Here is a 21,900-nt window from a genome sequence, read left to right as displayed (position 1 = left end):
ATACAAGCCAATGAGCGTGATGATTTTATTGATCAATATTTAAGAACCGTAAGACGCCATAAGCTGCCGCACGCCCTGTAGCCAAGCAAGCGGTTAATAAATAGCCGCCTGTTGGTGCGTCCCAATCAAGCATCTCACCAGCACAAAATACACCCGGTTCGCAGATGAGCTGCAGATCGCTATCTAGAGCAATGCGCTTGATGCCGCCGCCAGTACTAATCGCCTCATCCATCGGTCGAAAACCTGTCGCTTGAATGGTTAAGTTTTTGATATGCATTGCCATTTTGGCGGTATCCGACCAATCTGCCTTAGGCGTACACTCCCTTAAGACAGCGATTTTGACAGCATCTAGACCCGCTTTTTTGAGTAAGGTATTCAGCGATTTTCTTTTAGTTTGGCTTAAAATATGATGAATGGTATCAACAGATTTATCAGGCATCAGATCGACCGATAAATGAAAGCCATTTTCTTTTTGGCTGCGGCGCATTGCCCGATTGAGACGATAAATCAGTCCGCTTTCTAGTCCATAATGGCTGATGATGACATCCCCTTGATACGACTTTTTCCCTACACTGATTTGAATACGCTTTAATGGCTGACCAAATAACGGCACCATAAAAGACGACCACTCAACCAGCACGCCGACATTACTGGCATATAACGGTGTTAATAAATCTTTATCAAACCACTGCTGCCAAGCACCATCACTGCCAAGCGCTCGGTATGACCCACCGCCACATGCTAAGATAACCGCATCATAGTCAGCACAAAAAGAGTCAATAAGCTCCGCCTTAGCATCAAGCTTATCAAAGCTTAATACCCTGCCTGATATCTGAGTACAGCGATGGCGATAATAAAACCGAACGCCCCGACCATTTAGCCGAGATAGCCACGCACGAACCAATTTTGAGGCTTTCATTTCTACTGGAAAAATCCTACCAGATGAACCAATGTAGCTTTTGATGCCCAAAGATGCCATCCACGCAACGATATGATCGGCATGAAATGACTGTAAATATCCAGTCAGCCAATCATTTGGCGTGTAACGATCCACAAAAGTCTCAAAAGGCTCACTGTGCGAGATATTTAAACCCGTCTTGCCTGCCATCAGTATTTTGCGTGCGGCAGTTGGTTTATGTTCATAGACATCTACTGATACGGGATATAAAGACAGCACTTCAGCCGCCATAAGTCCAGCAGCACCGGCACCAATCACAGCGATTTTTGGTTTCATATAGCCTGCTCTTTTACAAGCACATGATCAAATCTGGTCTGATAACCAGCAGGCTTGGTGAGGATAATTTCTTGACAAAGCTCGCCACGAGCCAAATATTTGATCTCAAAGTGTGTGCGTGCTGATGTTGAATCAATGGCACGCTTGGTATAAGGCAGCTGCCAAACTTCGTCCAACAGCTGGCACGCCTCATCCATATAAGATTCAATATTACTGGCAATGATGACAAATCCCCCCGCTTTTAGACGAGATAATAAAAATTCAAAAAATGGCATATTCAGCCAACGCTGATTTTTATTATGCGGTTCAGGATTTGGATACAAAATAAATACGCCATCAAGCGAATTGGGTGCAATAAAATGCACACAAAAGGCAATGGCGTCAGCATGAACGAAGGTTAAATTATTCAATTCACCAAGAGTAGCTTGTTTTTGAAATGCGTTAAATTTTTCACGAGTTCTTTCAATGGCGATCAAATGCTTGTCTGTATTTGAGCTGGCAAATTGTATGGCGTGCTTGCCCTTACCTGCACCAATTTCCAAAAAAAGTGGTGTGTTTGAGGTCAATGATTGAAAAATGCTTTGTCTGTCTTGGTGTTGGACAGTTTTTGGTGCATGTAAAAATTTGGCGTCAAATAAACGGTCAAAACGATGGCTTGGCGTGTCATGATGAATCATAAACAATCTAATTTTCGGCAAATCAAATAAAGCATTATATCATACTCAAAGTCTCTGCATAGACCAAAAAATTCGCACAAAATCCTTCAATGATTTATAATAGTCTAATTACTATCAATCATACGAGCAAACACCATGAGCCAACTTAATATCGCTTATACCGACGGCGCCTGTAAAGGCAATGGAAAACAAGGCGTATCTGCAGGCGGCTGGGGCGTGTATTTGCAGTATTTCAATGGCGATGAGCGACATCTGTGGGGCGGTGAGCCTGATACGACCAATAATCGCATGGAATTGATGGCTGCCATCACAGCTTTGGAGGCAACGCCTGCACAGATTCCCCTACAGCTTTGGACAGATTCAGGCTATGTTAAAGATGGCATAACTCAGTGGATTGGCGGTTGGAAGTCGCGCGGTTGGAAAAAAGCAGATGGTAAGCCTGTCTTAAATCAAGATCTGTGGCAAAGATTGGATCAGCTGACCCAAAATCGCATCATCGATTGGCAGTGGATCAAAGGTCATGCCGGTCATGCTGGCAACGAAATGGCAGATCAGTTAGCCAATAAAGGCGTTGATAGTTTTGGAGATGAACTCTCCCCTAATCCCATAGCCCAAAATGGCGAAAATTTCATGGTGGATACACCCAAACCAGAGCGCCATTACACGCACAATACCATCCAAAATCCCAATTATACGGGCGATACACAAAGTGCAGACAGTGAATTTTGGCCAATCCTACCAAAGCCCATTAATCGCGGTAATCCAAAGCGTCAATTAATTTTTGACACCGAAACGACAGGCATGTATGAGCTTGACGGCGATCGCATTGTCGAGATCGGTGTTGTTGAGCTGATTGATCGCAAATACACAGGTAATGTGCTACACGTGTATCTCAACCCCCAAAGACCAATGAGCGATAAAGTCATGAGCATTCATGGCATCAGTAATGAATTTGCCGCGCAGCAGCCTACATTTGCCGAAGTGGCTCAGTTTATTTATGAATTTATGGTGGATAGCCAAGTTATCGCACATAATGCAGAGTTTGATATGCGATTTTTGAAAGCGGAATTTGACCGTGTTGGCTTGACGGACTTTTCAAATCGCGTGCAGGTCATTGACACATATGTCATCGCCAAGCAAAACTTCCCCAATCAAAAAAACAGCTTGGATGCTTTGGTAAAGCGGCTTGGCGTCGGTCAAAAGGATCGCACCTTTCACGGGGCATTACTTGACTCAGAGATTTTGGCTGAAGTGTATTTGGCGATGACAGGCGGTCAGATGGATTTGGCAGAACCGTTGGCGCCTTATGATCAAAGTCTTTCAGGTTCGCCATATCCGCCCCATGACGAGATGGCATCAGTAGAGCCAGCTGAGCGCACTCAAGCGCCTAAAATTGGTGAATATAACACCATTCAAAACCCTGCTTATGATGGTGATACCAGCCGCGCTAATCCTGATTTTTGGCCAATTTTACCGAAGCCCGACAATCGAGGCGCCCCCGAAAGGCAGCTGATCATGGATACTGAGACCACAGGTTTTGATGAAGTTGGTGGCGATCGCATCGTCGAGGTCGGGATTGTTGAATTGGTTGGGCGTAAATTTACAGGCAATATTTTACATGTGTACATCAATCCTGAAAAGCCCATGGATGATGAGGTCATACAAGTTCATGGCATCAGTAATGAGTTTGTCGCAGATAAGCCCAAATTTGCTGAAGTTGCTCAGCAAATTTATGACTTTATGGCAGGCAGTGAGGTCATTGCGCACAATGCTACCTTTGATATGAAATTTTTGAACATGGAATTTAACCGTGCAGGTTTAAGTAATTTTGCAGCCAGTGTTCAAGTTACCGACACACTGGCGCTCGCCAAGCAGATGTATCCTGGTCAAAAAAACAGCTTGGATGCTTTGGTCAAGCGGCTTGGCGTCGGTCAAAAGGATCGCACCTTTCACGGGGCATTACTTGACTCAGAGATTTTGGCTGAAGTGTATTTGGCGATGACAGGTGGTCAGATTGCGATGGCGATTGATGATGACGACACTGCAGGTGGCGATACCCACGCCGGCGGATCCAAATTTCATGATCTATCGCAGTATGCAGATCTACTCACGCTGTCTAGGTCTGATATCGAGGCTGATGCGGCATGGCGCGCCAAGGTGCTATCATGACGGCTAAAATCTGGCTCATTCAAGGTGATGGTATTTTGTGTACAAGCGATGGGCTGCCATTTGTGCTAAAACTGCCCAACGCGCCAAGCGAAGCCATCCATCTGGGTTTTGCAGAAACGCATGACGAGCAATCCTTATTTTTATGTTCATCAGATCAGCTACCGATCAGTCATGCCATGACTGTAGATGATGCCATCAAGCTTGGGTGTATTTTTGCTTATGGTCAAGGCTATGACACCAAAACCATCAGAAACCTAAAAGTCATCAGTTTTCGTGAATTTTTGACCGTGATAGATGATGAGACGCTAAACTTAATGGCTCGCGCGATCATGCTGATCGGTTGGCACAATGATCATCAGTTTTGTAGTCGCTGCGGCGCTAAAACAGCTGCGCATCCCCAAGGCGAACATGCTAAAATTTGCCCAAAATGCCACCACCGCGCCTATCCTAGAGTACAGCCTTGCGTCATTGTTGCCATTACTCGCACGCATCCTAAGACCCACAAAAAACAGATTCTTTTGGCGCGTCATCATCACCATAAAAGTGGCATCTATGGCTTGATTGCAGGCTTTGTGGAGGTTGGTGAAACGCTGCCCATGGCGGCTCACCGCGAAGTTTTCGAAGAAGTGGGACTGCATATTGACAATGTTCAATATTTTGACAGTCAGCCTTGGCCTTATCCAAGCAATTTGATGGTTGGATTTATCGCTAATTATAAACATGGTCAAATCAAAATTCAGCGCAATGAGCTTGCCGACGCTCAATTTTTTGATATCGATCAGCTACCGCCCATTCCAAATCAAGGCACCATCGCTCACTCACTGATTCAAGCGGTGGTGAATGCCTAATCAACAAGATAGCATGATTACATACTCGACAGAGCGCTTAGATAATTTACCCATCTTATTTAAGCCGTTAAATTTACAAAGCTTAGACGACACTGATCGTCGAGCCATTGCCGCCATTGATGCAATTTTACCGCAAACTCAATGTGGCTTATGCGGTCATCATGATGGCTGTCTGCCTTATGCGCATGGCATCGTGATGAACGGTGAAGCGATTAATTTGTGCGTCCCAGGTGGTCAAGCGGTGACCGACGCCATTGCAAACACACTTAACAGACTCACCAAGCCTGCTACCCCAAGCCAGTGGCAAATCGATCCGCTGACCAATCGACCCAAAGAAGTGCGAGCCACCATCCAAGAAGCCGACTGTATCGGCTGCACCAAATGCATACCCGCCTGCCCTGTTGATGCCATCATCGGCACTGCCAAACACATGCACAGCATCATTACCGATCTGTGTACGGGCTGCGAGCTGTGCTTGGCACCTTGCCCTGTGGACTGCATTGATGTCATACCACACTTTCGTACATTAAGTGATGATGACAGAATCACAGAACAAAACCATCTGCGCCGCCGCTATCATCAGCATCTTGATCGAGTCGCTACGACCATCGAACAGGGCGCAAAGCCAGTTGTAAGCACCATCGAGTCCGCCATGGTGAATGTACTTAGCCAACGTCAACATACCGAAATTGACGAAACCCATGCCAAAAATGCGATCGCTGCAGCTAAGCTACGCACTCAAATTAAAAAAATTAATAAACAATTAGCGCTCAAGACCGATCCAGACTTACAAAATAAACTGATCAAGCTCAATGCCGAGCTCAGCGCCCTACAGTCTATGCCAGCGACCAGTGAGAATGCGACATGATAACAAACGATCCCAAAAAAGCGCATCAGCACTTAGAAGTGATCAGACGGCTTGAAGATCAAAATTATATTTTTACCCAAGATCCAAAAATCATCACCGAGGCTGTTAAGTTGGAAAATGGCACAGCATTTGATAAACTGTTTATTCGCGCCCAAAAAATTGACAACGATGGGCGCATCATGGAGACCTTATCAGAGGCGCAGCATAGCATCTTAAGTGTCATTAAATTGATTTATTTGCTTTATTTTATCTTGGCGCTCATCGGTGTGGCAGGTCTGCTTGGTTCTCAAGCGATTAACTTTTTTTATTTGATGGTGGCTTTATTAGGTTGGCATACGCTTTCTTTGGTTTGGTGGCTTACATCGCTTGCATTACCCCATCGCCCTTCGATGCTGGGCAGCGCGGTGGAGCATATCACCCTTAAAAACAAGCTATTTGATAAGCTAACTGATGGCGATACCAGCATTCGCAAAGTTTGTTTTGGTGTATTAAATGATACGATCAAGCCTACTAAGCGGTGGCAGATTGCCAGTATCTTGCATGGAGCTTGGCTATTTGGGCTGATGGGCAGCATCTTAGGCATGCTCGGTTTATTTTTATTCAAAAGCTACAGCTTTCACTGGGAATCGACGCTACTGGCTGATCATCATTTTTATCGTTTGATAAATATCATTGGCTATCTCCCCAGTCAGCTGGGGCTAACATTGCCCAATGAATCAAATCACACGCCTGCACAATTTTCCCTATTGGCAATGATAAGCCTGATGATTTATGGCGTTCTGCCTCGCTTGGCGGCATATTTGTACAGTCGCATGCGAGCTCGCCAACAATTTAGTATTGATGTCAAAGCGCCCTATTACGCCAATTTAATGAATTTTTATAGCCAGATCATCATTGATGCGGATGATTATCAAGCGCCTACGCCCACGACTGCTGCGCCTGTTGTATTGAGCGATCGATTGGTCATCGTCGCACTTGAAAAACCTTACCACGATCACATTCCCATCAGTGCAATCAAAGATTTTGGGGTGATTGATACGCGCGCGCAAATAGATGCACTGCTTTTAGACGCTCATCACTTATCAGCGCAAATTTATTTAGTGATCAATACCGATACCGCCCCTGATCGTGGAATCTTGCGTAAAGTGGAGCGATTGGCTCACCATCAATTTGGTATCATTGCCATGCTTGTTGGTGGGCAAGCGCACGATGACGCTTGGAGATCGGCGCTGAATGAACGCCGCATCCCCATATTTAATCACTGATTTTAAGTCAAAGGAGACAATATGCCGTTATTTGCCATTATTGGTCACGATGTCGCTGACAGTCTAGATAAGCGCACCGAAGCCAGACCTGCTCATCTTGACCGCTTGAACGCGCTGATGGCGCAAAATCGACTCATCATTGCTGGTCCCACGCCCATCGCACATGGAGAGCCTACCATGAGTGGCAGCTTGGTGGTGGCTGAGTTTGAGGATATTCATGCCGCCAAAGCTTGGGCAGCACAAGATCCTTATATCATCGCAGGCGTGTACAGTCATGTCGATGTCAAGCCCTTTATCCAAGTCCTTCCTAAGTCATAGCGAGGTAGATGATGACAGGTACGCTTAAAACCGCTGATATCGTATGGAAAGAAGATCATAATGGCTGTTTTGTGCCCGCGTCACGGCATTTTGATGATATATATTTTTCACAAGCTGGTGGTTTGAGCGAGACTCATCATGTGTTTATTCATGGTAATCGGCTAACCGAACGATTTGGTCGTTTAAGTGATGACCAGCGCTTTATTATCGCTGAAACTGGATTTGGCACAGGGTTAAACTTTTTAGCAGTTTGTCAGCTTTGGCAAAAACTAGCCCCAAAATCCGCTCGATTACACTTTATCAGTACCGAAAAATATCCGCTTGGTCATGATGATTTTGCACAGGCATTGTCTGTATGGCGTACTGACGATGACTTAAGTGATTGGGTTGATGCGCTGATTGAGAGTTATCCCTTACCTTTAGCAGGATGCCACCGCTTACATCTGAGCGAGCGGATTACTTTGGATTTATGGTTTGGCGAGGCTTTAGACAGCCTGAATGAAATTGCCAATAATCAACACAAACATAGTGCGCGGATTGATGCATGGTTTTTAGATGGCTTCGCCCCTGCCAAGAACTCAGACATGTGGAGCGATGATTTATTTAAGGCGATGGCACGGATTTCTCATAACCAAACCACAGTCGCAACTTTTACTGCGGCAGGATTTGTACGCCGTGGCTTGATTGATGCAGGGTTTGATATGGTTAAATCGGCAGGCTTTGGGCGAAAAAGACAGATGCTATGTACATCGCCAACGCCAAATCAGCCTACCCTGAGTCTTGGTCAAGCAGATTTTAAGCCCAAAAAAATCGCAATCATCGGCGGTGGCGTCAGTGGCGTCAGTGCCGCCGCTTCCTTGAGCTGCCGCGGGCATGAGGTGTATTTGTTTGAGCCTGATGCCATCATGACGGGCGCTTCGGGCAATCCATGTGCATTATTCGCACCCAAATTAACACTGCTAGATCATGCTGCCACTCATCTGCCTACAGTCAGTTTTTTGTATTCATATCGCCATTATAAAGCAATGAATTTGCACTCACAAATATTTGATCAGATTGGCATTCTTGATTTTTTATTACCCAGTCAAAAAGCGGTCAAAAAAAGACAGGCACTGATTGATGAATATCCAAAATCATTAATCAGCACCCATCATCCACAAAAAGACAGCTCTGCACTCAGCCAAGACCTGCTGCAAACAGAGATCGTTGCGCACATCCCCATGGGTGGTATTTTATATCCAGCCAATATCGCTGCTTCGCTCAAAGATCATTTTATACACCATCCTTATAGGGTCACGCAGATCCATGAGCAAGAAAATGGGGTGGATCTGACAGCATTTAATGGTGAGAATGATCAAAACTTCAGCTTTGATCAAGTCGTGATCGCTGCAGGATTTGCCAGCCATTTAATTGATGATCGGCTTTTTAATTGCCGAAAAATTCGTGGTCAAGTCACTTGGCTTACCCTTACCGACAGCGATGATCCAAAAAAGCCAACTCAAGCTGCCAACGCCATCAAATATGATGGTTATAGCACTGAATTTTTTGATCCTAAGAGTCAATCAAGATCCCTGTTGTTTGGCGCAAGCTTTATACGCAATAGCACAGATACCACGGTCAATGACGATGAGCATCTTAGCAACTTCCAAAAATTCAACCAAGCTCTGCCCAACTATTGTCATGCTTTAAATATTTCTAGAGACGCCAATTTTAAAGGTCGCGTTGGCATCCGTGCCCAAACGCCGGATTATCACCCTTTGGTCGGTAAGCTTGCCAATAGTAACCATATATTTTGTCTATATGGCATGGGATCTAAGGGCTTTAGCTTTGCGCCGTTTTGTGCTGAAGTATTGGCTGATATGATGGATGGGGGCATTTTTCCCGTGTCATCTAAGCTATTGGCGAAACTGTCGCCAAATCGTGACCGATTAAAAACACCTATCCAAGAAAAAGACTAAAGCGATCTTTAGCCTAAACTGTTTGGCTGATTATAATAAATTTGGGAAAATGGTTCTTAAACCTGCCACAACGATTTCTATCGCCAAAGCCGCCAAAATAATCCCCATAATACGGTTGATGATATTTAAGCCAGTATCTCCAAGCAGTCTACTAATCCGCCCTGCCGCCATCAAAGATAAATAACACAAGATACTAATACACAGCCCTGCAACGATGATCAGTGACATCCCAACAACACCCGTCACTTGAGACGAATAGATAATGACGGTAGAGATGCCACCAGGTCCAACCATCATCGGGATCGCTAGCGGTACCACTGCAATGCCCGTCAAAGAGCTTGGATCTTTTGCCTTAGGCTGAGATAGTTCTAGCTCATCTTCGTTAGGCTTGACGGGATTATTTCCATCATTCATCATACCAAGCGCAATTAAAAATAGCAAAATACCGCCTGCAACTCGAAACGACCCCAACGAGATGCCCAAACCACGCAACATGGTCTCACCAAATAATGAAAAAAATGCAATCGCAATAAATACTGTCGCACTGGCAATCCGTGCAACACGGCGTTTATCCTCATAACTGTATCCATGCGTAAAATTAACGAACATTGCCAAAGCTGCCGATGGGTTAATCAGCACGATAAAGGCTAGAATAATTTTGATAATCTCAACTTCCATTCATTCCTCGGTACAGCAAATTTAGATCAATTATGGCTGCTCATTCTATCATGCTTTGATGGCATTTGTATTTATGAAAGAATCTTGGCTAAAAAATAGTTGAAATATGCAACAATTTAGAGTATCTTTCTTGAAACTTTATCCAATGAAATATCATATGAATAACAATCAAAATGCCGTTGTGTTATTTTCAGGGGGGCTGGACTCAACCACCTGCTTATACTGGGCAAAATCACAATTTAATACTGTCACTGCCGTCAGTTTTCGCTATGGTCAGCGCCATTCAAGCGAGCTTGACGCCGCTCAAAATATCGCCAAAAAACTTGGCATCAGGCATCATGTCATTGATATTGATATCGCAAAACTTGGCGGTTCGGCATTGACCGATATGACTCTATCAGTACCAGTTCACGATGAATCCATCATCTATAACGATGATGATCAAGTTGCACCGATCACTTATGTGCCAGCACGCAATACCATCTTTTTATCTTATGCGTTGGCAGTCGCTGAAGTAACACAAGCTACCGCCATTATCATTGGCGTAAGTTCGGTGGATTATTCAGGATATCCTGACTGCCGCCCTGACTATATCGCCGCCTTTGAAACCATGGCAAACCTTGCCACTGTTGCAGGCAGACAAGGCAACCACCTATCCATCATTGCGCCATTACAAAATTTATCAAAAGCTGAAACCTTAAAGCTTGGTGTCTCATTGGGCGTGGACTATTCACTGACCGTTTCTTGCTATCAAGCCGATGAGTCCGGGCGCGCTTGTGGTCACTGTGACAGCTGTCACCTACGTAAACAAGGCTTTATGGATGCCCAGATCGCCGATCCAACGCGCTATCAATAAAGCAGACTCACCGATTATCATAAACTAGGCCCTGTTTGATCACAGGGCTTAGTTTTAGTGAATGCTGAATTAAATTAAATACCAGCTAAAATTGTCCGAAGCTTATCGTTCGGGTTAGGCGCATTTGTGATTGAGCGCCCTATGACCAAATAATCCGAGCCGTTTTGCAGTGCTTGATATGGTGTGCAAACACGCGCTTGATCATCTTTGGCGTCTTCTAACAAGCGAATGCCAGGGGTAACCAATTTAAACTGTGGACCAAATTTTTGTTTCAAAAGCTGCGCCTCTTGGGCTGAACAGACAACCCCATCCAATCCTGAATCATGCGCCAATCCCGCCAAATGCAAGACCTGCTCGCTCAAAGGACGCTGAATACCAAGCTCAGATAAGTTAGCCTCCGTCATAGAAGTCAGGACAGTTACCGCAATCAGTAGCGTATCATAGCCACCATCTTGTAAGCGGGTCTTACACAAGCGCATCGCGTCGGTGCCAACCATGGCATGAATATTGGTCATCCATACGCCCATATCAGCCGCTGAAAGCACCGCTTTTGCTGTTGTATTTGGGATATCGTGGAATTTTAGGTCCAAAAACACTTCAAATTTACGTTCATGAAATGCCTTGACCACTTGGGTACCGCATGCAGTAAATAGCTCTTTACCCACTTTTAGGCGACACAGTGCCGGATCTAAGTTGTCCGCTAAAGCTAATGCGTCGTTTAAGTTATGCTTATCAACTGCTACAATAATGGGTGAAGTAATCGCCATGAGATATCCTTGTTATCAATATAAAAAGCCGCAAATAACGGCTTTTTATTAAAATTATGGCGGCAATCATAGCATAATTCACTTACTTTCGCAATTTACCGAAAAGCCGCCATTGATAAGAATTTAATTTATAAATTCGGATTATGGTAGTTATCATTGGTCACTTTTGGTGACGTGGATTCAGCTAAAGTTGATACATTTGGCTGGTGCTCAAGCTCCAATCTGCGGACCTCTTCGGCTCGCTGGGCTAACTTAAGATTGGCTTCACTAAGTTCGGCTTGAATGGCAGCTTTTTCTTTTTTAAGACGGCTGATTTCCCATTTGTTTTGAAAGACACGAAACAATAAAAGCGCAAGCAAAATTCCAATCAGAACGCCTAGAAAAATTGTCGCAACCAAAACCAAGCCTAAGCTCATATTTGCAACGTTTGAAAATAACAAATTAACAGCGATTGCTTGATTATTCAAAACGACAAGCGCCAATGAATAAGCGAATGCCAATACCAAAAGGATGATTAAAATAATATGCATAATTAACTCTTATATTTAGTCAGTCATTAACCGAATTCACTGCTTCACGTAGCGCTTTACCGGGCTTAAAATGGGGAACAGCTTTAGCCTTGACAGAAACGCTCTCGCCTGTACGCGGATTGCGGGCGATGCGTGCAGAACGGTGATGCAAGCAGAAGCTACCAAAACCTCTGACTTCAATACGCCCATCATGCACTAACTCATTTACCATCATTGCAATCATTAGGCGCACTGCTTCATCAACGACACGCTCTTCTAAATCCTCGCAGACTGATGCCAAATTTGAAATCAAATTAGATTTATTTATTACCGCCTGCATACTACCTACCTCAATCACAAGTCAAGCTTTTATAAAATAACCTTAAAATAAAATAATAACTTAAAACACAAAAAAAGAAAATGATTTTTTTGTTAATACATAACACATTCAAATATTTGCAACTACAGTCTGAGTAGTTTACTGCAATAAAAAAGAGCGATGATTAACATCGCTCTTTTTAATAGGCTTAATAATACTTAAGGTAATTAACCTTTAAGCTGCTCGCCGAAAATATCGCCAAGTGTTTTTGGCTGTGCTTCAGCTGCTGTATTAGAAAGCTCTTTGATTGCTTGACGCTCATCAGCTTCATCTTTTGCCTTGATTGATAGGCTGATGTTACGAGATTTACGATCAACGCCAACGATTTTAGCTTCTACTTCATCGCCAACGCTCAAGACTTTAGAAGCATCTTCGGTACGCTCACGAGCAATATCTGCAACGCGCAAATAACCTTCAATTTCATCAGCCAAAGTAATTACCGCGCCTTTAGCGTCTACTTCTTTTACCGTACCTTTAACGATAGCGCCACGATCATTTGATAGTAGATATTCGTTAAATGGATCAGAATTTAGCTGCTTAATACCTAGGCTGATACGGTTTGCTTCTGCATCAACAGACAATACAACCGCTTCAACGGTATCACCTTTTGAGTAATTGCGGATGGCTTCTTCGCCAGACTCGGTCCATGAAATATCAGACAGATGTACCAAACCATCAATACCGCCTTCTAGGCCAATGAATAGACCAAAGTCAGTGATTGATTTGATTGTGCCGCTGATTTTTTGACCTTTTTCATGGTTCTTATCAAACTCAGCCCATGGGTTTGGCATAGTTTGTTTGATACCAAGGCTAATACGGCGACGCTCACCATCAATCTCAAGAACCATCACATTGACTTCATCGCCCACTTGAACAACTTTTGACGGATGGATGTTTTTGTTGGTGTGGTCCATTTCAGACACGTGTACCAAACCTTCGATACCTTCAGCGATTTCAGCAAAGCAGCCATAATCTGTTAGGTTGGTTACGCGTGCTTTAGTGATGGTACCGACTGGATATGTTTGCTCAACTTCAGTCCAAGGATCAGCACCAAGCTGTTTTAGACCTAAGCTAACACGGTTGCGTTCACGGTCAAATTTAAGAACTTTTACTTTAAGGTCTTGACCAACTTCTACCGCTTCTGATGGATGCTTAATACGCTTCCACGCCATATCGGTGATGTGCAATAGACCATCGATACCGCCCAAGTCAACGAATGCGCCGTAGTCGGTTAGGTTCTTAACGATACCCTCTACTTCCATACCTTCTTCTAGCTTGGCTAGTAGTTCATCACGCTCTGCTGAGTTTTCAGCTTCCATAACGGCACGACGTGATACAACGATGTTATTGCGTTGTTTGTCAATTTTAATGACTTTGAATTCAAGCTCTTTACCTTCTAGGTGAGTCGTTTCGCGGACTGGGCGAACATCTACCAATGAACCTGGAAGGAAGGCACGAACTGAACCAATCTCAACAGTGAAACCGCCTTTAACTTTAGATGAAATAACACCTTTAACGATTTCATCGTTTTCGTGAAGCTGTTCAAGCGCACGCCAGCTTTCTTCACGCTTCGCTTTTTCACGCGAAAGCACAGTTTGACCCATGCCGTTGTCCACAGCTTCAACCACAACGTCGATGCTGTCGCCTACTGCCACTTCAAGCTCGCCAGCTTCGTTTAGGAACTCTTCACGAGCAACGATACCTTCAGACTTAAGACCTGTATCAACTGTGATCCAATCGCTATCGATTGCAACCACAGTACCTGAGATCACTGAGCCACGCTCAATGTTAAGACCTTGTTCTGATTGGCTTGCTTCAAACAGTTCAGCAAATGATAAACTCATTAGTAATACCTTAAAATTAGCCGTATCCTGTCCAGCACAGTACGGTTCAAATGATGTGCACCATTAAGGGATGCTGGTTTTAAACTTAATGACAACACAAAAATACAGTAAACCTGTCAATTATATCAGATTAAAATCGCAATGGGTAGTATTTTTTATGTTTTATTACTTAAATAACACTGCTTTATAAGATTTATCCCATGCCAAACTTGCATCATTTGGATAATTTTTGATTGATGAATTGCAAGGCTTCTTCAAAAACCAAATCAGCCGATTTATTTGAACTGTCAATTAATAGCGCATCATCTGCAGGGCGACTTGGGGCAACCGATCGATTTTCGTCTCGTTCATCTCGCGCGATAATGTCTGCTAAGATGTCATCAAAATTCGTCTCCTTACCCGCTTGAGTCAGTTGGATAACACGTCTTTTAGCACGAGCTTGAGCGCTTGCGCTGAGATAAATTTTTGCATGTGCATCAGGAAAAATCACCGTACCCATATCTCGCCCATCCGCCACCAAGCCAAGCTTGTTATCTGCGATATTTCTTTGTAAATCAAGTAGCGCCGAACGCACTTTTGGGAATGCTGCGACAATAGAAGCATAACCGCCGACAGTCTCATTACGGATATCATCAAGCAGTGGCTTTTTATCGATATAGATATCAATGGCGCGGGTTTTTGAATTTGGACAAAAACTCAAATCAAGCGACTGTGTCAGATCAGACAAAGCCAGCTCATCTGGGGCGCCATCAAGCAGTCCTTCCTGATGCGCCATCAGCCCAACAATACGATATAACGCACCGCTATCTAATAGCTCAAAACCAAAATGCTCTGCCAGCCGATAAGCGAGCGTGCCTTTACCTGCACCGCTTGGACCGTCAACGGTGATGATGATTGGTTTATTTGGGTTTGAATGTGAATAAGTCATAATAATTTGGCTATGTATTAATAAATGATGAATTGTAATTTTTAGGCTTGGGCTTTGGCTGCTCTTTTTTCTTGGCGACGCTGTTTAAAAAAACCGCTCAATAAGGCGCTACTCTTCCCTGCCAAAAGCCCGCCCTGTATATCCAAGCTATGATTATAAAATGCTTGGTTTGGCAATGTTAGCTGACTGACCACAGCGCCAGCTTTCGGTTCAAATGCACCAAATACAACACGGCTCACCCGAGCATGAATCAGGGCGCCAAAGCACATCGTACAAGGCTCTAGCGTCACATAAAGTGTACAGCCTTTTGGTAGGCGATAGTTATTAAGACTCTCACAAGCGCGCCGTACTGCCACAATTTCAGCATGAGCCGTCGGATCTTGGGTAGTGATTGGGCAATTATAGCCTTCACCTAAGATCCTACCCTCATGCACAACCACTGCACCCACAGGAATCTCACCAAACTTAGCACCTTGTTTGGCGATTTCCAAAGCATAATTCATCATCTCAACATCACGCATCAACCAAAAGTGATACTGATCATAACTGATATCAGAATTATTAATGTCATGAAATGGCACTATCATATTTGGTAACTATTGAGGCAAAGCCCAATTGATCGGAGTTTTGCCATGGCGTTGCAAATACTCGTTTGTGCGTGAAAATGGTCGAGTACCAAAAAATCCCCCACGATTTGCTGCCAAAGGCGAAGGATGGCTTGCGGTCAGCACCAAGTGTTTTGATGTATCAATAAATCGACCTTTATGTTTGGCATAGCTGCCCCATAATATAAAAACCGTCTGGTCGGTATAATCATTAATGGCTTCAATGACGGCATCAGTGAACTCCTCCCAACCTTGTTTTTGATGACTGCCAGCAAGACCTGCCTCAACGGTCAAGGTAGCATTCAGCAGTAATACGCCTTGCTTAGCCCAAAAGCTAAGATCACCATGACGGCTGATGGGCACACCCAAATCATTTGATAGCTCTTTTAAGATATTTTGAAGGCTGGGCGGTTTTGGGATAAGTTTAGGCACCGAAAAAGATAATCCCATGGCCTGACCTGTGCCATGATAGGGGTCTTGACCTAAAATGACCACTTTAACTTGAGATAATGGCGTTAAATGAAATGCGTTAAATATTTGATTTTTTGGGGGATAAATATTTTTTTGTTGATGATATTGCATCTTTAAAAAATCACGCAATTTATCCATATTTTCGCTAATCAAGGCAGGTGCAAGTGCCTGCTTCCAGTCATTGGGCAACTGTACTCGATCAAGAATTGCTTGTTGTTCTGGCGTCATGATTTTCTCACTCATCTGATTTTTTCTTAAATTTTACCTCAGATGTCTTCACAACAATAGTACCTGCCAATTTATCATGCCAACCTTGTTTAATCGGACTGCGTGCTGCCATAATATAATTAATCATCAATAAAATCAATGCCATATTAATGGCGATTGGCAAAGCACTTGCCAACTGATAGATAAAAAATAGCACGACAACACGCAAGACGAACCGCTTGAAAAAATTTGGTTTTTCTAAAGTTTGTGTATCTACAGTACGAATGCCTGCGACCAGTTTACCAAATGACTGTGCTCGAGCTATAATTAAGATAAGCTGAATGATTAAGTATGCAGCAATCAAAATGCTAGATAGTGTCATCGTTTGTGCAGGTATCTGCGTTGCCAATTCTTGAGCATAAGCCATGCGTGTCTCAAAATCACCTGTGTTTAGTAGAACTGGATCAGGATTTAGTGCCATAAATTGCTGTAAAAAAGGCATCAGTGCCAACATAAATAGCACAAAGTTAATCATCACTGCCATGAATCTAGAACCAATACTTGCTAAGACTGCCTGCGTATCTTTGCTGACCACGACATCAGACGGCTGTCCAGGCTGCTGATGAGCTGAATTGACAGCGGGCTGAACAGGTTTTTTACCATATAGCTCTTCGACGCTCACTCGCTTAGGTTTATCGGCTGATTGAGCGTGATTTGGGTTAAAATCCACATTATCACCAAACCCTCTTGGCTCAGTTTTTTCTTTGATCTCAGCCAATGTTGCCGGCTCAGGCGGCAGCGTATTTTTAGGCTGATAATAGGATTGATTTTGGGTTAAGTCGCCCAAGCGTTGCCAAGCGGTCATTGGCGAGTGCCAAATCAAATCATCAAGAATCACCTCGCCAGATGCTAACATGGTATTAAGCTCTTCGAGTGTATACGGTCCTGCCTGCACTTGATTTCTTGCCAAATAAATTTTCATAAATCACTCAATTAAAATAAATTCTTATCATAGAGCTATTGTAAACCAAAAGCCCAAAATAAAAAAGACATGATCGCCATGCCTTTTGTCTGTACAAATGCTTATTTAAGTGCTTGCCTGCCAAGCAAAAGCCTCTTTTAAGAATAGAGGGATTAGCCAAACTTGAGTATCGTTTTCGCCAAATGATCACCAAACCACTCGGCTGTCTTAATATCGCCCTCACAAGGCGTCACCTCTGGGGGCGCATCAATAGACTGGGTCATCAGCCCCAAGAAACTGCTGAGGCGGTTTAAATCCTGCTCACTGCTACCCGTCGGCATCAGTGGCAGACCAACCCAATTCATGCCATGCTGCATGGCATAAAGACACAGCTGCTGTAGCACCGCTAACTTGTCCCCACTAAGCCCACCTGAATTAGCAAATCCTGCCGCAAATTTACCTTGCCACCGACGATCCACCCACCGCTTTGAGGTGCTATCCATAAAAATCTTAAATTCGGCGGTCACACTGCCCATATAAACAGCACTGCCAAATACAATTAATGAAGCCTCATCAATTCGCTGCCAGTCTGATTCGCCAATGTCGGCAATATCCACCAAATGCACAGGTAAAAGCATTTCAGCACCCTGAGCGATGGCTTGGGCGACACGGCGAGTATGCCCATAATTTGAATGATAAACAATCGCCATTGATGGATTGTGAGGTTTAAGCTGATTCATATTGTGTTAAAATTTTAAAGAAACCAACAATCATAGCATAAGCATAAATATCTGGCAAATAAAGGCACTACCTAAATTTATTGATCGTATTTTTAATTAATATAACAATCGATCCGCTGCAATTAATTTATATGCAAAATATCTAAAGCATCCCAACTGATAGAGGGGATGCTTTTGATTGGTCTTATTAATTAATATATTAAATTAATAATGAATTATAATTTTATACTTTTTTGAGTAACACCGATCCAATTGAATAACCAGCACCAAAAGAACACATTACGCATAGATCTTCGCTTTCAACACCTTCTTGAGTTTCATGGAATGCTACCACAGGGCTCGCTGAGCTGGTATTGCCATATTCTGCAATGACAACAGGTGCAATAGATTTATCTGCATCTTTTCCAACAACCGTACGCAAAATCAAATCAATCATATTAATATTGGCTTGATGTAGCCACATACGCTTAATTTGATCGGCTGATAAGTTATTTTCGATCAAATGCGTGGTAATGATTTCTGAAACTTTGGGGCAAACTTCACGGAATACCTTACGCCCTTCTTGTAAGAAAAGCTTATCAGTAACTGGCTCTTTGATGTCTGCATACATTTGTGTATCTGCTGCCAAAAACTCGCTACGATCCATAAAACCGTACTCATTTTTGATATTGGCAGAAAATTGTGTATATAGCTTACTATCAAGAATTTCATAACCTTTTGGGGTTGACAATTCCTCAACAATCGTCGCAGCCGCCACATCACCAAAAATAAAGTGGCTATCACGATTACGCCAATTAAGATGTGCTGAGGTAATTTCAACATTTAGCACGGCGATTTTTTTACCAAGTCCTGCTTTGATACTGCCTACCGCTTGGGCAATGCCAAAAGTCGCCGCACTACAAGCCACATTCATATCATAAGCAAAGCCATGCTGCATACCGATGGCATGTTGAATCTCGATGGCAATGGCAGGATAGCAACGCTGGAAATTTGATGATGCACAAATAATACCATCTAGTTCATCAGCCGTCAGATCAGCACTTGCCAAAGCATCTTTGAGTGCTGCCAAACCCATCTCTGCCATCACGGACAGCTCCTCACCAAGCTTGCGAGCAGGAAAAATGGGTGCCATAATTTTGGGGTCTAAAATTCCTTTTTTATCAATCACATAACGAGATTTGATACCAGATGCCTTTTCGATGAATTCGCTTGATGAGTGCTGAAGTGCAACCTTATCACCTGCTGCGATTGCCTTAGCGTGTTCGGCATTATAATTATCAACATAAGTATTAAATGCAGCCACCAACTCATCATTGCTAATTTGATAAGCAGGCTTATAAAGACCTGTTGCCGTTAAATAAATTCCCATAAATTACTCCTAGTCATCATTGGCTTAGCATGGATAAAACCCATGGCATATCCTTTTGGTAAATTTTTAATCTCAATAATTTTATCACAAATAAATGTAACGAGTTGTAAAAATATACGCTTGTTTACATAAAATATTTGCCAAATCAAAATAAATAATTAATTTTCAGTGAGTTACGATCATTTGGCAAATTTCTTAAACATCACAACCCGTATCACTCAAAAAACAAATTATCGTTAGATGATAGCCAAGCCCCATATCCAGTGCTATACTACAAATTTGCCCTGATTGTTAAAGGAATATTTCATCATGAGCGTACGCCATTTTCGTAATCTTTTAGATATGACGCCTGCCGAGCTTGAGGCTATCATCAGCCGTGCAAGTGAGCTGCGTCAAATGCAGCAGTGTGGCGAGATTTATCGTCCGTTTGTGGGGCGTACGCTTGGCATGATTTTTGAAAAATCTTCAACTCGCACACGCATCTCTTTTGAGGCTGGTATGGGTCAATTTGGTGGTCATGCCATCTTTTTATCGCCCAAAGATACGCAGCTTGGTCGAGGCGAGCCTATCGAAGACTCCGCCAAAGTGATTTCAAGCATGGTTGATATCATCATGATTCGCACTTTTGAGCATGCCAAGCTGGATTTATTTTGCAAGCATTCATCTGTACCTGTGATTAATGCGTTGACTGATGATTTTCATCCGTGCCAGTTGCTTGCTGATATGCAGACCTTTCATGAGCATCGAGGCAGTATCAAAGGCAAAACTGTCACTTGGGTCGGTGATGGCAATAATATGTGTGCCTCTTATATTTTGGCAGCTCATCAATTCGGCTTTCAGCTGCGTGTGACAGCGCCATATGGATTTGAGCCCAACCCTGACCTCATCGAAGAATACAGCCACTGCGTCACCTATGTTGAAGACCCTCAAGAGGCTGCTAAAGGTGCACATCTGATTGCTACCGATGTGTGGGCAAGCATGGGTCAAGAATCTGAGCAAATGACCCGTGCGCGCCGATTCGCCCCTTATCAGGTCAGCCCTGCCATGCTTGATAAAGCCGATCCTGACGTCTTATTCATGCACTGCTTACCTGCCCATCGTGGCGAGGAAATCAGCTTTGATCTGTTGAACGATCCCCGTTCTGTGGTTTGGGATGAAGCCGAAAATCGACTGCATGCCCAAAAAGCGCTGATGGAATTTCTTCTTAAAGACAAAATTAATCTAAATTCATAAATGCAAGATGATTCTTAGGTAAAGTCCAATTAGCTAGCAAATGGCTATGCTGTTTTAAGTCAACCATGTTAAATGAGCGCGGTATTAGTATAATTTTACAAATCTTATTAAAGTCAGATACAAATTAAAATAAAATAAGTTTTATAATGATAGCTATACTTTGTATAAGTATCAGTTGATAATTTTATAACTGTTTATTCAACTGTTTGGCGAGATTTGAAAAAATGACAAAAATTCCCTTTACTTTATTTAGCTCTGCATTAATTGCAAGCGCCTTTGTCATGCCAGCGCAAGCTGAAGAATACAATCGCGTCAGCTTTAGCACCGAAGTCAAAAGTGAAATTGCCAATGATGAAATGCACGCAGTCATGACCAAAACTGCTCAAGCTTCGACAGCTGCTGCGATCGCCAAGGAATTGAACAATAGCATCAATGCGGCAATGCAAATCGCTAAACGCTATCCAGAAGTCGTCGTTACGACCGGTAGACAAAGCACTTACCCAAGATACGCCAACAATAGCTCTAAAATTGTTGGCTTTACAGGTACGGCATCTTTGAATATCAAAAGCAATGATTTTGAAAAAGCAAGTCAGCTCATAGCCGACTTACAGTCCATTTTAGTGATTCAAAATATTGGCTTTGGCGTTTCTAAGGAGCTTCTCGATTCTGAAGAAAAACGCTTGAAGCTACAAGCGATTGCTCGCTTTACTAGTGATGCACAAATTATTAGCCAAGCTTTTGGCGCCAATAGCTATAAGATTGTCAAGGTTAGCTTGGGTAGCAATAATTATTACCATCCCATGCCTGTCATGGCAACTGCAAAGTTTGCGGATGCATCTGATGCAAGTATTCCTGCTCAAAATTTGGAAGCAGGGACAACGACGCTGAATTATTCAGCCAATGGCACCATTGAAGTTGATAAATAATTTAACCCCAAAACCTTATCCACCAAAAAATCCACCAGCAATGTTAAAAATTGTGGTGGGTTTTTGGTCGTGATATAATGGTGAAAATAT

At 43.2% G+C, this 21,900-nt stretch carries 22 protein-coding genes; 9 read left to right on the top strand and 13 right to left on the bottom strand.

What is annotated here, in order from left to right; genetic code table 11:
* Positions 1-25 precede the first annotated feature (25 nt).
* On the bottom strand, positions 26-1,234 hold the full coding sequence (locus tag AO382_RS07770) for a TIGR03862 family flavoprotein (protein ID WP_064619804.1): 1,209 nt from the start codon (positions 1,232-1,234) through the stop codon (positions 26-28).
* Positions 1,231-1,911 carry a tRNA (guanine(46)-N(7))-methyltransferase TrmB gene (gene trmB, locus AO382_RS07765; protein WP_064619802.1) on the bottom strand — a complete coding sequence of 227 codons (681 nt, stop codon included), beginning with the start codon at positions 1,909-1,911 and terminating at the stop codon, positions 1,231-1,233. Before trmB ends, AO382_RS07770 begins: the two co-directional genes overlap by 4 nt.
* Positions 1,912-2,046: 135 nt before the next feature.
* Between trmB and dnaQ the strand changes: the two genes are divergently transcribed.
* The 6 genes from dnaQ to mnmD are packed head-to-tail and all read left to right on the top strand — an operon-like array spanning position 2,047 to position 9,337.
* Positions 2,047-4,080: a DNA polymerase III subunit epsilon gene (dnaQ, locus tag AO382_RS11480; RefSeq protein ID WP_227513660.1), complete on the top strand. Its 2,034-nt coding sequence runs from the start codon at positions 2,047-2,049 to the stop codon at positions 4,078-4,080.
* Positions 4,077-4,928, top strand: coding sequence for an NAD(+) diphosphatase (gene nudC, locus AO382_RS07750; protein ID WP_064619799.1), 852 nt, complete (start codon positions 4,077-4,079; stop codon positions 4,926-4,928). Before dnaQ ends, nudC begins: the two co-directional genes overlap by 4 nt.
* Before the next feature lie 13 nt (positions 4,929-4,941).
* Positions 4,942-5,796 carry an RnfABCDGE type electron transport complex subunit B gene (locus AO382_RS07745; protein ID WP_064620008.1) on the top strand — a complete coding sequence of 285 codons (855 nt, stop codon included), beginning with the start codon at positions 4,942-4,944 and terminating at the stop codon, positions 5,794-5,796.
* Positions 5,793-7,061 carry a DUF2868 domain-containing protein gene (locus AO382_RS07740; protein ID WP_227513659.1) on the top strand — a complete coding sequence of 423 codons (1,269 nt, stop codon included), beginning with the start codon at positions 5,793-5,795 and terminating at the stop codon, positions 7,059-7,061. Before AO382_RS07745 ends, AO382_RS07740 begins: the two co-directional genes overlap by 4 nt.
* Positions 7,062-7,082: 21 nt before the next feature.
* Positions 7,083-7,379: a YciI family protein gene (locus AO382_RS07735; RefSeq protein WP_064609960.1), complete on the top strand. Its 297-nt coding sequence runs from the start codon at positions 7,083-7,085 to the stop codon at positions 7,377-7,379.
* An 11-nt stretch (positions 7,380-7,390) separates the two neighbouring features.
* The gene (mnmD, locus tag AO382_RS07730; protein ID WP_064620002.1) at positions 7,391-9,337 is read left to right on the top strand and encodes a tRNA (5-methylaminomethyl-2-thiouridine)(34)-methyltransferase MnmD; all 1,947 of its coding nucleotides are present in this window, start codon (positions 7,391-7,393) and stop codon (positions 9,335-9,337) included.
* Positions 9,338-9,367: 30 nt separating this feature from the next.
* Here mnmD and AO382_RS07725 read toward each other — a convergent pair whose 3' ends face one another.
* Positions 9,368-10,015 (bottom strand): MarC family protein, encoded by a 648-nt coding sequence (locus AO382_RS07725; protein ID WP_064619796.1) that lies wholly within the window; start codon positions 10,013-10,015, stop codon positions 9,368-9,370.
* Between the two features lie 157 nt (positions 10,016-10,172).
* Between AO382_RS07725 and queC the strand changes: the two genes are divergently transcribed.
* Positions 10,173-10,871, top strand: coding sequence for a 7-cyano-7-deazaguanine synthase QueC (queC, locus tag AO382_RS07720; RefSeq protein WP_064619793.1), 699 nt, complete (start codon positions 10,173-10,175; stop codon positions 10,869-10,871).
* Positions 10,872-10,945: 74 nt separating this feature from the next.
* Here queC and pyrF read toward each other — a convergent pair whose 3' ends face one another.
* From pyrF to AO382_RS07670, 10 genes are all read right to left on the bottom strand, one after another.
* The gene (pyrF, locus tag AO382_RS07715) at positions 10,946-11,638 is read right to left on the bottom strand and encodes an orotidine-5'-phosphate decarboxylase (protein WP_064619790.1); all 693 of its coding nucleotides are present in this window, start codon (positions 11,636-11,638) and stop codon (positions 10,946-10,948) included.
* A 128-nt stretch (positions 11,639-11,766) separates the two neighbouring features.
* Positions 11,767-12,168 carry a lipopolysaccharide assembly protein LapA domain-containing protein gene (locus tag AO382_RS07710; protein WP_064619787.1) on the bottom strand — a complete coding sequence of 134 codons (402 nt, stop codon included), beginning with the start codon at positions 12,166-12,168 and terminating at the stop codon, positions 11,767-11,769.
* Positions 12,169-12,187: 19 nt separating this feature from the next.
* Complete coding sequence (locus tag AO382_RS07705) at positions 12,188-12,487, bottom strand: HU family DNA-binding protein (protein WP_064609950.1); 300 nt, start codon at positions 12,485-12,487, stop codon at positions 12,188-12,190.
* Between the two features lie 206 nt (positions 12,488-12,693).
* Positions 12,694-14,370 (bottom strand): 30S ribosomal protein S1, encoded by a 1,677-nt coding sequence (rpsA, locus tag AO382_RS07700; RefSeq protein WP_064619783.1) that lies wholly within the window; start codon positions 14,368-14,370, stop codon positions 12,694-12,696.
* A gap of 214 nt (positions 14,371-14,584) precedes the next feature.
* Entirely contained in the window at positions 14,585-15,298 is a 714-nt protein-coding gene (gene cmk, locus AO382_RS07695) for a (d)CMP kinase (protein WP_064619780.1), read from the bottom strand.
* A 41-nt stretch (positions 15,299-15,339) separates the two neighbouring features.
* Positions 15,340-15,885, bottom strand: a complete 546-nt coding sequence (gene tadA / locus AO382_RS07690) for a tRNA adenosine(34) deaminase TadA (protein WP_081261391.1) — start codon at positions 15,883-15,885, stop codon at positions 15,340-15,342.
* 9 nt (positions 15,886-15,894) lie between these two features.
* A complete protein-coding gene (gene ung / locus AO382_RS07685; RefSeq protein WP_064619996.1) occupies positions 15,895-16,602 on the bottom strand; it encodes a uracil-DNA glycosylase in 708 nt (235 codons plus the stop codon).
* A gap of 7 nt (positions 16,603-16,609) precedes the next feature.
* Positions 16,610-17,563: an RDD family protein gene (locus tag AO382_RS07680; protein WP_064619777.1), complete on the bottom strand. Its 954-nt coding sequence runs from the start codon at positions 17,561-17,563 to the stop codon at positions 16,610-16,612.
* A 152-nt stretch (positions 17,564-17,715) separates the two neighbouring features.
* Positions 17,716-18,282 (bottom strand): flavodoxin family protein, encoded by a 567-nt coding sequence (locus AO382_RS07675; protein WP_064619774.1) that lies wholly within the window; start codon positions 18,280-18,282, stop codon positions 17,716-17,718.
* Positions 18,283-18,505: 223 nt separating this feature from the next.
* Positions 18,506-19,651, bottom strand: a complete 1,146-nt coding sequence (locus AO382_RS07670) for a beta-ketoacyl-ACP synthase III (RefSeq protein WP_064619771.1) — start codon at positions 19,649-19,651, stop codon at positions 18,506-18,508.
* A 309-nt stretch (positions 19,652-19,960) separates the two neighbouring features.
* Here AO382_RS07670 and argF point away from each other — a divergent pair, with 309 nt between their 5' ends.
* Both argF and AO382_RS07660 read left to right on the top strand, forming a co-directional pair.
* Complete coding sequence (argF, locus tag AO382_RS07665; protein ID WP_064619768.1) at positions 19,961-20,884, top strand: ornithine carbamoyltransferase; 924 nt, start codon at positions 19,961-19,963, stop codon at positions 20,882-20,884.
* A 224-nt stretch (positions 20,885-21,108) separates the two neighbouring features.
* The gene (locus AO382_RS07660; RefSeq protein ID WP_064619765.1) at positions 21,109-21,810 is read left to right on the top strand and encodes an SIMPL domain-containing protein; all 702 of its coding nucleotides are present in this window, start codon (positions 21,109-21,111) and stop codon (positions 21,808-21,810) included.
* The last annotated feature ends 90 nt before the right edge of the window (positions 21,811-21,900 follow it).

This window comes from Moraxella catarrhalis (genome assembly GCF_001656295.1).
GTDB lineage: Bacteria > Pseudomonadota > Gammaproteobacteria > Pseudomonadales > Moraxellaceae > Moraxella > Moraxella veridica.
Note: the sequence above shows the minus strand (reverse complement) of the source record. Positions and strands in the feature narration are given on the sequence as shown.

Excerpts from the sequence above, each read along its gene's own strand:
- AO382_RS07660 (WP_064619765.1), top strand. The coding sequence starts at position 21,109 with ATGACAAAAATTCCCTTTACTTTATTTAGCTCTGCATTAATTGCAAGC.
- tadA (WP_081261391.1), bottom strand. The coding sequence starts at position 15,885 with ATGATAGTGCCATTTCATGACATTAATAATTCTGATATCAGTTATGAT.
- AO382_RS07740 (WP_227513659.1), top strand. The coding sequence starts at position 5,793 with ATGATAACAAACGATCCCAAAAAAGCGCATCAGCACTTAGAAGTGATC.
- AO382_RS07675 (WP_064619774.1), bottom strand. The coding sequence starts at position 18,282 with ATGAATCAGCTTAAACCTCACAATCCATCAATGGCGATTGTTTATCAT.
- AO382_RS07680 (WP_064619777.1), bottom strand. The coding sequence starts at position 17,563 with ATGAAAATTTATTTGGCAAGAAATCAAGTGCAGGCAGGACCGTATACA.
- AO382_RS07705 (WP_064609950.1), bottom strand. The coding sequence starts at position 12,487 with ATGCAGGCGGTAATAAATAAATCTAATTTGATTTCAAATTTGGCATCA.
- dnaQ (WP_227513660.1), top strand. The coding sequence starts at position 2,047 with ATGAGCCAACTTAATATCGCTTATACCGACGGCGCCTGTAAAGGCAAT.
- cmk (WP_064619780.1), bottom strand. The coding sequence starts at position 15,298 with ATGACTTATTCACATTCAAACCCAAATAAACCAATCATCATCACCGTT.
- ung (WP_064619996.1), bottom strand. The coding sequence starts at position 16,602 with ATGACGCCAGAACAACAAGCAATTCTTGATCGAGTACAGTTGCCCAAT.
- AO382_RS07735 (WP_064609960.1), top strand. The coding sequence starts at position 7,083 with ATGCCGTTATTTGCCATTATTGGTCACGATGTCGCTGACAGTCTAGAT.
- argF (WP_064619768.1), top strand. The coding sequence starts at position 19,961 with ATGAGCGTACGCCATTTTCGTAATCTTTTAGATATGACGCCTGCCGAG.
- queC (WP_064619793.1), top strand. The coding sequence starts at position 10,173 with ATGAATAACAATCAAAATGCCGTTGTGTTATTTTCAGGGGGGCTGGAC.
- mnmD (WP_064620002.1), top strand. The coding sequence starts at position 7,391 with ATGACAGGTACGCTTAAAACCGCTGATATCGTATGGAAAGAAGATCAT.
- AO382_RS07710 (WP_064619787.1), bottom strand. The coding sequence starts at position 12,168 with ATGCATATTATTTTAATCATCCTTTTGGTATTGGCATTCGCTTATTCA.
- AO382_RS07725 (WP_064619796.1), bottom strand. The coding sequence starts at position 10,015 with ATGGAAGTTGAGATTATCAAAATTATTCTAGCCTTTATCGTGCTGATT.
- nudC (WP_064619799.1), top strand. The coding sequence starts at position 4,077 with ATGACGGCTAAAATCTGGCTCATTCAAGGTGATGGTATTTTGTGTACA.
- trmB (WP_064619802.1), bottom strand. The coding sequence starts at position 1,911 with ATGATTCATCATGACACGCCAAGCCATCGTTTTGACCGTTTATTTGAC.
- AO382_RS07770 (WP_064619804.1), bottom strand. The coding sequence starts at position 1,234 with ATGAAACCAAAAATCGCTGTGATTGGTGCCGGTGCTGCTGGACTTATG.
- AO382_RS07670 (WP_064619771.1), bottom strand. The coding sequence starts at position 19,651 with ATGGGAATTTATTTAACGGCAACAGGTCTTTATAAGCCTGCTTATCAA.
- rpsA (WP_064619783.1), bottom strand. The coding sequence starts at position 14,370 with ATGAGTTTATCATTTGCTGAACTGTTTGAAGCAAGCCAATCAGAACAA.
- AO382_RS07745 (WP_064620008.1), top strand. The coding sequence starts at position 4,942 with ATGATTACATACTCGACAGAGCGCTTAGATAATTTACCCATCTTATTT.
- pyrF (WP_064619790.1), bottom strand. The coding sequence starts at position 11,638 with ATGGCGATTACTTCACCCATTATTGTAGCAGTTGATAAGCATAACTTA.